Below are 14,496 nucleotides of genomic sequence, written 5' to 3' on the forward strand. Positions count from 1 at the left end.
ACTTTTCACCTAACGAATACCGAAGAGCTGCGTAACGAAAAGAACCTCAGCTCTGTTAAAACGAGCCGAGGTATCTAACCTAACTATTTTTGTTTTTTACACTGTCCACTTGACAGGGAGCACTTCAATGTTTTCCCATTGCGGCTTTTTGGAACTATACGCAAACATCCCAGCAAACGTAAATAGGTTTTGATTAGTATAATAACGTAAATGTTTTATAAATTTCTATATATCGCCAAAATATAACTTCTGGAGTATAATCTAATAAACCTGATGACCTAGCAAGTACTCCAGCCGATGGGGAAATAACATGACGGTGTACTATGAATTTTATCGCAGGAATTCTAATAGGTATATTCACTGAAGAGTGGTTAAATGCTTTTGCTTTATGTTTATTATGGGGAGTTACATATTGTTTAATTGTTACGATCTTTCAGTCTGAACGAAAGAAGAGTTTCATAGTGAAGTATCACGAAAAGGAAATTAAAAAATTCAATTCTGCACAAGTTTCTTTTTATTTTGTCGAATACACAACTGCATTATTTACTTCGGTATTTTTCGCAGTAATCGCTAAATTTATTTCTCAACTATTCCGTTAAGCCCACTACCCCGTCAAAGGACAGTAGGCATTATTAAAAACACAGTCTTTGTCGTCTAATCTCCTTAACGGATGCCTTTAACGGTTACGACAACTTCGCATTTAGCGGATTTGCGTTGTACAAAAATTTCGGGGAAACTTAAATATGTAGAGTAATCTAGTTGACGATTGTATTTGGAGGGAATTGCTTTCTTTTGTCGAAGTATGCAAATAGGAGGGAAGTATATGTTAAGTAGGAATACAATAATAGCAATAATTTCGTTTTTAGTAATACCAGTATTGATCAATTATTTTTTATTGAGTTGGAGAGCGCCAAGAGTAAACGGGAGCGAAGGTGATTGGTTAGGTTTTCTCGCTAATTATATTGGGCTTATTGGAGCAGTGGTTATAGCGGTAATTCAATTTACAAAGCAGCGAGAATCAGACATTAAAAAAGATATAGAACAGAATCGTTCTTATGTTGACATACAAGATTTCAATGCAAAACTAATGTTAGTGGATACTAAGACACATGAAAATAGCCGAATTATCATGACCGAAGGCTTTGAATCGTTACTAATGAAACCAGTTATACCAGAATACGAAAACTTGAAAATTTCATATTTAAAAATTTCTCATTACGGAACAGCACCTATTATTATTAATTGTAATATAGAGGTACAATACAATTATATACTAGACGGGGTTCAAAAGCATAAAGGTGAAAAGTACAGTCTTGCGTCAATCGAGCAGGGAATTGAGGTCTTTGTACCCCTTGTGCCAATCGAGTCTACTCAAGGAATGAGTATAGAAATGGTATCTTTGAAGTTTGAGTATTCTACATTAAAAAACGAAAGATTAAAACTTATTAGACTATATAATCCTACTATCGAGACGCTGTATGGGGAAAAAGAAGAGGTTATTTATTGTGAAGAATTGAAATTAGTAAATTGGATATTTCCAAATAAACAGACAATGCAGAGAAAAGCACCCTAACCGATGCTTTTTATATGATTACACTCCTCGCTCAGAGCGTATGATATGTTGTAAAAATTGGAATTTCCTATATAATTGCTTATGTGAGGAAGGTATGAAATGAATCCGTTGGAAGGCATTGATACATCAGTATTTAAGAATTCTGTTTGGGTACTACTGAAGATGGCCGTATTATTTGTATTTATCCCTGGTTTCGCTGTAGGACTTATAAGCAGGTACATATTAAGACTCAGAGGGAAAATAGTAAGTTTTTTTATAAGTTTGGCAGGAGGAATAGGATTGTATTATCTAGTGACAAATTTCGATGAAATATATAATTGGTTACTATAAAGCGCCATAACTGGTGCTTTTTCACTTGCAGGAAAACTTTTTTCGTCGAAGTAAATAATGAAAGGGGATGTTGGAGATTGGAAGCTGAATTACCAATGTTTGATGAATTAGGTGAAAAAGAAGAATTACTAGAGAATCTATTAATAGGAAATGGTTTCGCTATATGGTTTTCAGAAAATTTTTCATATAAAAATCTACTTGATAAGTGCGAAGGTTTAGAAAAAGAAGACAATGCACTATTTTCTAGTTTAAAAACAAGTAATTTTGAAATGTGTCTAAAAACCTTAAGTAATTCAATAATAGTTAATGAGATTTATGGAGTACAAGATAATCATCAGAATAGTTATGATCGGATAAAAAATTCTCTTATAGAAACAGTGCGAGCTGTCCATATTGAAAGTAGTCAGATAGGTACTTTATACAAAGAAGCATCTCAATCTATTTTTCAAAAATCCCAAAACATATTTACGACAAATTACGACTTACTAACATACTGGACTGTTTTATCAGTAAATAATCTAGAACGAGATAATCAATTCGGAGATTGTTTTTATTATGATTATGAAGATGGTCAGAAAATGAGTGAGTTATACTTTTCTGAAACATTTGCAACCAAGAAGAAAAGAAAAATATACTATTTACATGGTGCTCTCCATTTATATGAAGAGGATGGAGTAGTTAAGAAATTGAGTGCATCAGGTGATATGTTGTTAGATAAGATGGAGAGCAATATAAAAAATGGTCTTCCTCCTTTGTTTGTATCAGAAGGAGATTGGGAACTTAAGAAAAAAGCAATCGATTCCAATCCTTATTTACAGCATTGTTATGTTAGATTAATAAAGACCCAAGGTACACTTACAATATTTGGACACAGCTTAGATCAACACTCGGATCAACACATAGTAAGAGCTATTAAAAAGTCAGAAATAGCAAAGATTGTTTACGGGGTATACTCAAATGGTAGAAGCGATGCAGATATCAACTATAAAAAAGCTAGAATAAATAAGATATTTGAAGGTAAAGAAGTAGTTTTTTTTAATTCTGATAGTTTCTTCGAGGTCGAGCATGATCCTTGGTTTGGGATAATTCGTAGATCACGTTAAGAAAATAAAGAACTAGGTACAGGAATAGATATTGAGTTGTTATCAGTAAATTGATTTTATCTATTTCTAACTCAGCATGCGTGAGCAATACTCTTCAAACTGAGGGAGTTACCTTATAGTAAGAATGAAATGGCGATTGATAATCTGAACACATGATTAGCTAACTTAGCTAACATCTAGGTTATTATTGACAAATGCTTAACAGTTCTAATTTGATTTATTTGTAAGTTTAACATCACTTGATGTAAAACTGATGTAAAAACTACTGTTAAACTCTAAAGAAATAAAATAAACAGTAAGTTTAAAACTGAAAAACATTGATACTATGCGGTTTATTAGCACTATAACAGATGCTGAATTATAGGAAGTAGTACTTTGAGGGGCTAGTGGGCGCAAGCCCGTGGAGGTTCGAGTCCTCTCGACCGCACCATATATGACTTTTATCGACATATCTACAGGGTAATAATATAGTGGTCGAGAAGCGCACCTATTTTGTAAATCCAACACACTCTTTTATCATGACACTAAATTCATGATAGAGGGGTGTTTTTTTGTTATTAAAATTTGCTATTCAAACTTATCAAAAACTATTTAATCCATTGTTAGAAAGTTAGAAGCATTTACGGACAATGAAATAAAACAGATGCTTGCACATTTGATTTCGATGAGTTGCCAGAATATTTATTTGTAAGAGATCAATCAACCAATCAAACAAACAGCTGTCTGTTGACGGTGCAAGTCTACATTTAAAAGACTTAAAGCTGCAATGGCATTTAGAGACAAAAAAATTATTAGCGCATACCTATCGTCATACCTTTGCTCAAAAATGTTAATGAATGGTTGTGATGTCTTTACACTACATAAGATGTTTCGTCATTCTAACAAATGAAAAGGTGAGCTGCTAGCATACCCACTTTCGCATAAATGGAAAAATAGAAAATAGAAGCTTTTAAGATGAGAGTAGAATTTTTAGAACAAGATGGGATTAAGTTATTTGTGCAGGAACGAAAAAATAAATCAGATTTAATTGTAATATTCAAAAAAGATGGAAAGCAACTTTTATGAAAGCCAAGATTTTTATTATCATTGGACAATAGACGATATGATTTTTTGTGTTGCACCTAATCCAGATGATGAAATAGATATGATTGAAATATTAAAATTATATTTTATAAAAGTTGATGCTTTGTCAAGCAAATAGATCGATCAGACTACTATTATATTATTTTTATTAATTCTATAGACCTATTTTGCAAATGATGATAAAATGATGGAAAATATAGGTTTTGGTGGTGTGTTAAATAGGACTATTAGTAGGATGTCTTTTTATGATTGTGTTTAGTATTTTGTTTTTAATAGGATTTGCTAAGAGTATTACTTGGTTAATGGTGACTAGTATACTATTTCTGATTGTTGGTTTTGTATTAGCAAGGAATTCGTCAATAAAAGATCTTCGAAAAGTGGAATTAATTCAGCAGCAACTAGACAGTAGCTTGAGTAGCACTATACAGAATGTTGGGGATTTTGAGACAACACAGCAATTTGTTTCTGTCAATAAAATGACAGCAATAGCAATTGATGAAAACAGAAAGAAAGTATGCTTAATAGAATTTGATCATGAAAAATTAGATGAAATTACACCAATGTCAATACTTAATGATTCTATTGATATATCTTATGTCGCTACAACTTTTCCATATGATGATATCCTACAACTAGAAATATTAAGTGATGGAAGTTCTATAACTAAAACTTCGAGAAAAGGTCAATTTGGTGGAGCTATTATTGGTGGTGCTTTAGCTGGTGGTGTTGGAGCTATTATTGGTGGAACGGGTGCATCTCAAACTACAAAAGAAATGGTCAAAAAAATACAATTAAGAATTATAGTTAATAACTCATTTAAAACATACTATGAAATAACTTTTCAAAAGTTTGAAGCCGAAGTATCTAAAGAAAAATCTTATTACAATGATGTAACACATTGGTATAATTTGTTGTCTTATATAATAAAGAACGACAAAGAAAATGAAAAAAGTGAACCTATTCAAAGTAGTGGCAGTGTTTCAGACGAAATTTTGAAGATTTCAGAACTATATGAAAAAAAATTGATTTCAAAAGAAGAATTTGAATCTCTAAAAAAGTCAATATTGAATAAGGAATTGATTTAAGCCTACCTTATAAGGTAGGCTTTTTTCTTTGCTTAGTTACCCATTATAGAAAGGTTTGAATACATAAAATGTGAGTTACTAATTTACAACGACTACAATTTGAGGTACAACAATCAGCGTAAAATTAGAATATTTCAACCTAGTGAAGATGCGGCTTTATGATGTTCAATTCCTAACATCAATTCTAAGCTCAAATTTCACAAAGTAAATAATAAAAAAAAGAATGCTACCTATTCCCTTAGTGTATTGACTAGAATAATAAAAAATATATGGTGATCTCAGAAATCAATGAAATGTTACGGGTATTACAAGGGGATTATACGGCATCTACACTATGAAATTATGTTCAAAAATGATTGTCATTGAGAGTGTATATGCTTATATAAACAATAGTAATTCATCTTTTAGAAGTGGCAACGTGTTTGCACTCATAGAAGACAAGATAACAGTTTTTCTTTCATCAGCTTCAATTAATCTGAATCTTACGAGTGGTGATGCTTTTATGTTGCAAGGTAACAAATTTAAAATCATTACGAATGATACATTTAGCCAGCCTGGAATTAAGATTAACATTATTAACAGTGAGCCTGTAAAAAATGATAATGGATAGCTCTTTGCAATTGAATTGGATAAGCCCGCATGATGCACCTGTGTTTACTTCATCTAGTGCTTTAATCGCTTGTGTAGATGAGAATTGGCTTTTAACAGGTATAGCAAAAAGTAAAGTCTACTTCATGTAATTAAAAGTAACATTGATAGATCTTTCAAGGAGAACAGAATGTCATATTATTATCACTGACTTCGAGCATGTTGCATGCGAAATTCATTAGGAGTAAAACCTGTAGTTGCAGTAAATTGACGTGAAAAATGTCCAGTTCATTATAACCTAGTATATCGGATATTTGGTATAGAGTGAGGGAAGTGGATTTAAGCAGTTCATTTGCTCTTTCCATTTTATAGTCTTTTACAATTTCTTTAAAAGATTTACCGTAAAGTTGCTGAATAACGCGATAGGTTTGTTTGACGCTAAAATGTAGTTTTAAGGCTAATTGTTCTATTGTTAATGGTTGTTCAATAATTTTCTCGAAAAATAGATTACTAATTTAGGTACGGCTATCATCTTTTGTTCTTAAAGGAAAGCGAGGCTGATCTTGTAAGAATGAGGTTTTATATATCGTTCGCAGCATCTCAACAAATAATTGGATAAATAAGCCTTGTACTTGTACATAGCTACCAAAAGAAAGCTCGTGTAATTCGTTGTCGATCAAATCTTTTAATGTAAACAACGCACTTACTTGCTGTAACAAGGCAACGGGCTTCAATAATGTTAACGCTCGCAGTAAATCGTCAGCTTCGGCTTTTGGGAATAGGTCATCAACAGATTTTCGTATCGTATAAGTGAATTGCATATAAGTTCTCGCCAAATCTTGGCATCCATCGAATTACAGCGCATTTAGCAGATTTGAATAATATGAAAAATGGGGGGAAACTTAATTATGTAGAGTACTCTAGTTCTCTGAGTATATTTGCAAAAAACGGCTTCCTTTTGCCGAAACACGAAACAAGTGAATGGAAAGTAAGTGTGATGTATGTCAGAGTTCAACAACCTACGAATTTATGAAAAACTAGGCTATTTAATACCTGTGGAATTCAAGATAAATCCCTATAATTTTTGTCCTGCTTAGTGTTGACATTCCAAATTTATACATAGAGTGGGTAGTGGGCGCAAGCATGTGGAGGTTCGAGGCTTATTGACTGCACTATAATTAACTTTAATCGATTTATTCACAGGTGAAATGTTCGGTGATCGGTATTAGTTATATATTTATAAATTCAAAGTACTAGACTATTATGATACTATGTTCATGATTGTGAGGTGCTTTTTTGTTGTTAAAATTTGAAGTTTTTATAGTTAGGAATGATATCAAAAATTTATTAAAGAATTCAATTTTATAATTCAAACAATATGTAAGTAATACTTTTCTGTAAATTTTTTATGTAAATTACAAGAATTTAATACTTTTAAAGTGAATAATTCCATAATAGCTATACATCAACAATGGGATATGTTACCATTTAATGGGCGAATGTGATCAGCAGATTAATATCTGTTCATCGTTACGTGCTTGAAACTATAGTTAGGATATCGTATAGCAATCTTATAAAGCAGCGAAATCGCTGCTTTATTATCATCGCAAAACAAAATTATTATTTATATAATTTCTTTTTTGTAAATGTAGTAATGAAAAATAGCGATGTTCGTAAAAGTGAAATTATCTTTTATCACTCCACTGCTGTCAAAATTATTTTCTTCTATTCAATACTGGTATTAACTTAGAATAGATAGTAGGTCTAATCATCAAAAATTAGTTAATATATTAATCTGTTGACAAATATTAACAACATACAATATACTATATCTAGTGAATATAACTATTTTTAGAATATTTACTAAGTGAACAGTAAAAAAATATAACACAAATAGGAGGAATTATTTAATGAAAAAGTTAAGAGTAAAAGTAGCGGGTTTTACGGCAGTTGTAATGATGATGGCATTATCAGGTAGTGCATTAGCTGCAGAGGTTAATACAAGCGAGTTTGGTAAGTTTACTTACAATTTAAGCAAAAGCGGATCAACTGTTACGGCATCTACGTCCATAGCTAACTATACTTCTTCAACTAAGGTTATTACAACTTTAGAAGTGCAAGAAAATGCAACAGGTAATGTATTATTTAATTCATCTGTTACTAAAACTAACAATAGTACAGCTTCTATACAAGCAACAAATCTAACTTCCACTAAACTAGCTGCGTTTAGTGCACATGAAGCAAGAGGGCAGAACAGTGTTGTGAAATATTTGGCTGAAACATTCTAAACATAGAAAAAAGATATTGATATGAATCAAACAACATGGCTTTGGAAGTATGCTATTCCATTGTCATGTTTGTTTTATATTAACTACTATGATATTAAGAGGTGAGCTGATGAGAAAAATAAAAATCTATTTCTGGTTAATTGGTTGTACTTTTGTATTACTAGCAGGATGCAGTAAAACTTCGGAGAGCGTGAATAATGGCAACAATGCTAGTAATGGGACAAATAATCAGCTAGTAACGCAATCTCCTTTAGATATATTTGACAATCAAACTAGTAATAGTACTCGTAGTATGGGGAGCTTTAGCTTTGGTTTTCAACATGCAGACAACGGTGAACGAGCTTTATTTGATTTTACTGGAGAACCTATTAGTCTACCATTTTATGCGACAGGTCAAGACGAGGATGTTCATTCTGAGTTTGGACTAATATTGTTAGTAGATGGTCAAATCCAACCTTACACTATCAAAAAGGGAAATGAGATAATCAGTGAAGAACAAGTGATGAATCAGTTTACCTTAGCACACGAAGAGACTGTCGAGTTTGATGCAGTGTTCACTCCTCAGTCAGGAAGAAAAGGGGAAAGAGTAGGAGTAGCTTTTGTAACTATCCTTCAACCAGATTATCAACCAGAAAATATTAAAAATTCTAACTTTGGTATGTATCATCATTTAAGCAGCACTACATACCAAGAGATAGAGATGAAAGATAACGGTACTGGACAGAAGAAAGCTTACAAAGAAACAACTATGGAAGATATACCACAAGGTATATTGGATTTGGGAGAAAATGTAATAATAGATGGAGTAGCTAATTATTTAGATGCTGGTGCTGTTATTAAATTAATAGGAACTGGTGAAGAACAGGATCCCATTGTTGCTGTAAACGGGAAGACCACCTTTAAATTTCAAATATATGGTGGTGTAGAAGCAACGTATAATACGACCATATTTATTAACCATCAACCTGTGAAAGTTAACGGTAACTACGATTATATAACAACGAAGACTGCTAAAGGTAAACTAACTACAGTTGCAGTAGAGATAGATACTACGGAACTAGAGGAAATAAATACAATTTATGCAGTAACTGGTATGAGTGAGCGAGATTATTTAACAGATAACGTTACACCCCATAAGACGAAATCAAGGCTTCTAATAAATAAGTAATGTAGGAGGAGTAAAATAAGTGCGCATAACAACTATTATGACAGTTCTTATTGGAATAGTGATGTTGCTGTTAGTATCCTGCGAGCAATCGCCTACAAATAATCATCAACCAGAAGCGTTTCAACAACAAAAAGAAGTGACGGAAACATCTATTAAAGCGGAAGATGATACTCCATTATTTATGGAGATAAAAGTTGATTATGTAACGAATGAACTAATGTTGTATGATCGACTGAACAATAAACAGGTGCAGAGCGTTGCTTTAGAACCACATACGTATGTAGGATCTATGAAGCGAATAGATGAAGGTTATGTGATCGAAATGTTTGCTGGTAATGAGCCTACTCAAGTACAAAGAAAAAGTGGAATGGAAATTGTATATCCGCCGAGCACATGGCAAGGACTCACTTATCATATCTATGATGAGCAGCTTAAACTAGTAGATGAAATAGAGGTTACGAATCTACTACCAGAATCAATGCAAAATATAAACAACTTTAAGGCAGTTTCTAAAACAGGAGATATATTTCTTTGGTCTAATGGCTGGGAAACATATACATATGAAATCGGTACGCAGCAAATAGAACAACTATCAGATGAAAGTCATCCATTAAGCTGGGATAAAGCAGCATTTACTCATGACAATAAAGGTATTGTATTTTTTGGAAAAAAAGATGATGGTAATGAAGTGAAATTTCACTATGGCTTTATGGATCGAAGCAGTAAAAAAGTAACGTTATATGAAGATGATCCGCAATTTCAAGGTAATAATATCCAAATATCGGATTATTACGCGATCATTACTGATGATGTTTATATTAATAGTGAGCAGTCAAGTGGTAAGCTATTACTTTTAGAGTTAGAATCCGGTAAGTCCGTAACGCTGCAAGTAGATGATACTGAAAGTACGACAGCAGTCATATCAAGTGATAGTGAGTTTGTTATTGCTGCTAAAATATTGTCCGATAATCAACTACGCGTTCGCCAATATCAGATAAATGAAAAACAGTTTGGAAAAATAGTGAAAGAAGAAATATATGATGTAGAGAACTCGATAGGCAAAATTATTGAAATTAATTCAGATGCTAATAATAAGTATTATCCATTAATAATCGAGCAATCAGGAACTTATCAATCTGTTGTTTTCGTAAGTGAGGGATGAGGGTGGAACTAAAATTAGAACAAATTACAAAACAGTATGGAAAAAAAACAGTATTGCAAGGGATAAGTACAACATTAAGTGCAGGAGTATATGGTCTATTGGGACCTAATGGTGCTGGAAAGACGACAATGATAAGTATTCTTATTGGGATTTTGCGTGCTGATCAAGGAACGGTGATTTTTAATGGAGAGAACATTGCTCTACTAGGCACAGCATATTTAGATAAAATAGGGTATTTACCGCAATACCCTATTTTTTATAAAAACTTTCGAGTCGATGAGTTTTTGAAGTACATGTGTGCCGTAAAAGGTATACCTCAAAAACAAGTGAAGACGAGAATTGAAGAAGTATTAGAACTCGTTAATTTGACGGATGCTTATAGAAAAAAAGTAGGTGCTTTATCTGGTGGAATGCGGCAACGATTAGGTATTGCACAAGCTATTCTTAATCATCCTGCTATTTTAATATTAGACGAACCAACAGCAGGACTTGATCCAACTGAACGCATTCGATTTCGTAACATTATTGCTAGATTAGGTAAAGATAAATTAGTACTATTAGCTACACATATTGTATCTGACGTGGAGTATATAGCGAAAGAAGTTTTGATTATTAATGAAGGTAAATTAGTGTTACAAGGGAAAGTAGAGCAGCTAGAAGCAACTATTGCAGGTAAGGTATGGCATGTATTAGTGGAAGAAGCGGAACTGGAGCAGTGGGTAGAGAAATATCAAGTTCGCAATATAAAGAGACAAGGAGCTAAATTTCAACTAAGAATTATTAGTGATCATAGACCAGAAGGAGAAGCCAACTTAGCTTCACCAACGCTAGAAGATATATTTTTATCTTTATTTCCATAATTTATGTAGGAGTTGAAAAATGTTACGACTAATATATTATGAGTTGCGCAAAAATTATTGGAAACGTTATATACTCCTTACGACTCTCCTATTTTTAGTATTAAATGTACTGATGATATATCGCCCTTATGTATCAGGGGATGGTCTAATGGAGTACTTCATGCCTCATACACAAGAGTTTGAAACAGAGTGGACTTTTTATGAGGAAATGCATCAAAAATTAGATGGGAAAATTACGAATGAACGAGCACAATATGTCGTCGATGAATATAGCAGACTGAGGGAACTTGTAGCGAACCGAGCTTATAGTCGGGAATATCAACCAGACACTTACACCGGTTATATATGGACTGATTATATGATGATTACCAAATATATTTACGAACCGATGCTATATGCTGTTGAGTACGAAGAAAATATAAAGCAGGTGCTGGATAAAGCTAACGCCAATATTAAATTTTATACAATGCATGAGCTACCTTATGAGTTAGCTAAAAATGAATATATTACGAAACAATATAAGCATCGGGCAATATATGAGTTTTATGATAGTAAGACGTGGGAAAAGTTATTTACTTATCGTTTGTCAGATGCATTTCTTTTATTACTTGTCCTGCTAGGAGTAGTACCTATCTATGTACAAGAACGGGAACTAGATATGGATCAGCTTATCTTATCTTCAAAAAATGGAAAAAAGAATATGTCCATAGCAAAACTGCTATCCACTATTTTATATATAGCAATTTTGGTTAGTATATTTGCTATTACGAATATAACTACTATTCATATCTTGTACGGGCTTGAAGGGAAGGATATGCCACTATACGCGTTACAATCTTTTCAATATACCCCTTTAAATATATCGGTGCTACAATTTTACTGTTTACTGGTCTTTTTCAAATTTACCGCTTTAGTTATGGTTGGCTGGTGGATAGCATTCTTTTCCACGTTATTCCAACAAGTCATTTATCCTTACATACTAAGTTTGTTGTTTATAATTGTTGGTTTGTTTTCAAGTGGTTATTTTGCATCTGTTTCATTTGGAAAAACGATAGTAGCGCTAGCCAGTCCTTTTACGTTATTAAAAGTAGATGGATTATATCAGGAACTATTCGGTATAAATATCGCCAACCATTTTATGTTACGACCGATTGTAAGTCTAGCTGTACAATTGTTCACAGCACTTCTACTGTTGATAATCATATTCCGTTGTAGTACACGAAGTATGAAGTATATTAAGTGGTCTGTTAGGAAAGTTGGTGAGTAGTTTGTGGTTAGAAGAATTTAACAAATTATTCGTGAAGCAAAAAGGTTGGATCATTGTTACGATAGCATTGCTTTTTAAAATTGTAATTACGATACAATCCGGTTATCATACAGAAACGATTATTGAGCGGAATCCTGAGGGGTATCACTATTATTTACAACAATATACTGGTCCTTTAACGACGGAAAAAGAACAACAAATGAAGCAGGAATATGAAGCTGTAGTTCATGCGCAATATGAATTGGATAAGTTGTCACAGCAATGGCAAGCAGGAGAAATAGAAGATATTTATTATAAAGATAAAAGTAAACAATATTATGAAAAGATGAGCAACAGTGCTGTGTTTCACTTGTTATATAATCAATATTTCTATGTCAAAGAGGCGCCAAGCGAGCGTTACATTGTCGATGAGCGGGGATGGAATACACTTCTATCGCATGGAATACCAGATTTTTTGTTATTGCTCGTATTGATTATTTTGTTAACGCCACTATTTTGTTACGAATATGAACAGGATATGATATTACTGTTACAATCTAGTAAAAAAGGGAAATATGTTGTTGGAATAATAAAACTAGTGATTGGAAGCTTTATAGCGCTAATGTTAACGCTACTGTTTTATATCGTAGATTGGATCTGTGTCCATGCGATGGTAGGCTTACATCACGGTAATTATCCATTACAAAGTTTAACTTATTTCTCTACAAGTGATTATAAAATAACATTAAATGAAGCATTACTACTAAAGTTGTTACTTCGCATGATCGGATCGCTATTTTTTATGGGTTGTATATCGCTTATAGGAGTAATTAGTAAAAAAACAATTATTACATTGTTTACAAGTAGTGTCCTTGTTTTGTTACCCTTTGTCTTATTGATGGGTCAATCCTTGTTATATTATTTACCTATTCCTGCTGGTTTGCTGGAAGGATCGGCTTATCTATGGGGAGATAAATATACGATTCTCTATGCAACAGGAGGTAGCTCAACGAGACAAATTACTTTTCAAGCGCTAGAAAAGAAAGAATTTCTAATGCTTTTAATGTTCTATTTGCTAGTGACAGTGCTACTGTTTGTGTTTACTTTTAGAAAATATGCAGGTATACAATGGAAAGCAAAATATAATAGCAACTTAGTTAAACTAGGGTTAGTTGTATGTATATTTAGTAGTAGCATAATGTTGCAAGGTTGTCAAAGTAGTGAAAATTCGGATCACATCTTTACTTATCATGTAAATAAGGGAGCATACACTGGAGAAACAGAAAATTATAATGTACATATGCAAATAGAAGATAATGATATTGTAGCAACTAATAAAATAACAGGAGAGCAATTTTCAATAATACGAGATCCTTTTAAGCAAAATTCCAGTAAAAAAATACTATCAATTTTTGTACATGAAGGTTGGACCTACTATTCGACGCAGGATGAAAAGTATGCGGGTATACAAATTTATGGCATTAGTATGGAGAATTTTAAACAAACACTGATTTATTCCAACATGAAAGAAAATCAAGAAGAATTTTTTGGTATGCTTACAAGGGAAAACAAGGAACAACTAAGTACCGTTAATTCGTTATTTTGGTTGAACAAAAACAATATTTATTATGTGCAAGGATCGGAATTGTTTATTATGGATCGTAAAACAAACAAAATGAAGCTAGTAACCAATGATGTTGTAACTGGGATTGGAGTTTTTTACTATAATGGCGATGTTTTTTATGTTGATCTTCAATATCGTCTAAAGCGATACCTATACAACACCGGTGAGGTACATACGGTTAATGATATTTACACAGAGGACTTCTATATCGAAGATAATATATTGTATTACAAAGAACTGCTGAATAAGCAACAAGTATCCACACTTAATCTCGCTTTATAATAGGAGCATGAAAAACTTGATCCGATAGCATTACTTACATCAAATAACAATCATTTTCAATTTTTTCAGAAGTAGTAATTAGATTTTTTTGCTAGTATCTGAAT

Annotated in this window: 11 protein-coding genes; 9 read left to right on the forward strand and 2 right to left on the reverse strand. The window is 32.7% G+C overall.

The features are described 5' to 3' along the window. The first annotated feature begins 823 nt into the window (after positions 1 to 823). The 3 genes from ACFSTH_RS12955 (at position 824) to ACFSTH_RS12965 (ending at position 5,174) form a co-directional block, all read left to right on the forward strand. Positions 824 to 1,573 carry a hypothetical protein gene (locus ACFSTH_RS12955; RefSeq protein ID WP_377774283.1) on the forward strand — a complete coding sequence of 250 codons (750 nt, stop codon included), beginning with the start codon at positions 824 to 826 and terminating at the stop codon, positions 1,571 to 1,573. Positions 1,574 to 1,980: 407 nt separating this feature from the next. Continuing rightward, the gene (locus ACFSTH_RS12960) at positions 1,981 to 3,006 is read left to right on the forward strand and encodes a DUF4917 family protein (protein ID WP_377774281.1); all 1,026 of its coding nucleotides are present in this window, start codon (positions 1,981 to 1,983) and stop codon (positions 3,004 to 3,006) included. A gap of 1,328 nt (positions 3,007 to 4,334) precedes the next feature. Then, complete coding sequence (locus ACFSTH_RS12965; RefSeq protein WP_377774279.1) at positions 4,335 to 5,174, forward strand: hypothetical protein; 840 nt, start codon at positions 4,335 to 4,337, stop codon at positions 5,172 to 5,174. A 764-nt stretch (positions 5,175 to 5,938) separates the two neighbouring features. Here ACFSTH_RS12965 and ACFSTH_RS12970 read toward each other — a convergent pair. Both ACFSTH_RS12970 and ACFSTH_RS12975 read right to left on the reverse strand, forming a co-directional pair. Next, a complete protein-coding gene (locus ACFSTH_RS12970) occupies positions 5,939 to 6,277 on the reverse strand; it encodes a helix-turn-helix domain-containing protein (RefSeq protein WP_377793708.1) in 339 nt (112 codons plus the stop codon). Next, on the reverse strand, positions 6,278 to 6,598 hold the full coding sequence (locus ACFSTH_RS12975) for a hypothetical protein (protein ID WP_377774277.1): 321 nt from the start codon (positions 6,596 to 6,598) through the stop codon (positions 6,278 to 6,280). 1,074 nt (positions 6,599 to 7,672) lie between these two features. Between ACFSTH_RS12975 and ACFSTH_RS12980 the strand changes: the two genes are divergently transcribed. From ACFSTH_RS12980 to ACFSTH_RS13005, 6 genes are all read left to right on the forward strand, one after another. Further along, positions 7,673 to 8,050, forward strand: a complete 378-nt coding sequence (locus ACFSTH_RS12980; RefSeq protein ID WP_377774275.1) for a hypothetical protein — start codon at positions 7,673 to 7,675, stop codon at positions 8,048 to 8,050. A 109-nt stretch (positions 8,051 to 8,159) separates the two neighbouring features. After that, positions 8,160 to 9,218 carry a hypothetical protein gene (locus ACFSTH_RS12985; protein WP_377774273.1) on the forward strand — a complete coding sequence of 353 codons (1,059 nt, stop codon included), beginning with the start codon at positions 8,160 to 8,162 and terminating at the stop codon, positions 9,216 to 9,218. 19 nt (positions 9,219 to 9,237) lie between these two features. Next, positions 9,238 to 10,380: a hypothetical protein gene (locus ACFSTH_RS12990; RefSeq protein ID WP_377774271.1), complete on the forward strand. Its 1,143-nt coding sequence runs from the start codon at positions 9,238 to 9,240 to the stop codon at positions 10,378 to 10,380. Between the two features lie 2 nt (positions 10,381 to 10,382). Next, the gene (locus ACFSTH_RS12995; protein ID WP_377774269.1) at positions 10,383 to 11,240 is read left to right on the forward strand and encodes an ABC transporter ATP-binding protein; all 858 of its coding nucleotides are present in this window, start codon (positions 10,383 to 10,385) and stop codon (positions 11,238 to 11,240) included. Positions 11,241 to 11,259: 19 nt separating this feature from the next. Beyond that, positions 11,260 to 12,507: a hypothetical protein gene (locus ACFSTH_RS13000; RefSeq protein ID WP_377774267.1), complete on the forward strand. Its 1,248-nt coding sequence runs from the start codon at positions 11,260 to 11,262 to the stop codon at positions 12,505 to 12,507. Then, the gene (locus ACFSTH_RS13005) at positions 12,500 to 14,392 is read left to right on the forward strand and encodes a hypothetical protein (protein ID WP_377774265.1); all 1,893 of its coding nucleotides are present in this window, start codon (positions 12,500 to 12,502) and stop codon (positions 14,390 to 14,392) included. The genes ACFSTH_RS13000 and ACFSTH_RS13005 overlap by 8 nt, the downstream gene beginning before the upstream one ends. Positions 14,393 to 14,496: the final 104 nt, after the last annotated feature.

Origin of the sequence: Paenibacillus yanchengensis (assembly GCF_042684845.1) — a bacterium.
GTDB classification, from domain to species: Bacteria; Bacillota; Bacilli; order Paenibacillales; family Paenibacillaceae; genus Pristimantibacillus; species Pristimantibacillus yanchengensis.

Excerpts from the sequence above, each read along its gene's own strand:
- ACFSTH_RS12955 (WP_377774283.1), top strand. The coding sequence starts at position 824 with ATGTTAAGTAGGAATACAATAATAGCAATAATTTCGTTTTTAGTAATA.
- ACFSTH_RS12965 (WP_377774279.1), top strand. The coding sequence starts at position 4,335 with ATGATTGTGTTTAGTATTTTGTTTTTAATAGGATTTGCTAAGAGTATT.
- ACFSTH_RS12980 (WP_377774275.1), top strand. The coding sequence starts at position 7,673 with ATGAAAAAGTTAAGAGTAAAAGTAGCGGGTTTTACGGCAGTTGTAATG.
- ACFSTH_RS12985 (WP_377774273.1), top strand. The coding sequence starts at position 8,160 with ATGAGAAAAATAAAAATCTATTTCTGGTTAATTGGTTGTACTTTTGTA.
- ACFSTH_RS13000 (WP_377774267.1), top strand. The coding sequence starts at position 11,260 with ATGTTACGACTAATATATTATGAGTTGCGCAAAAATTATTGGAAACGT.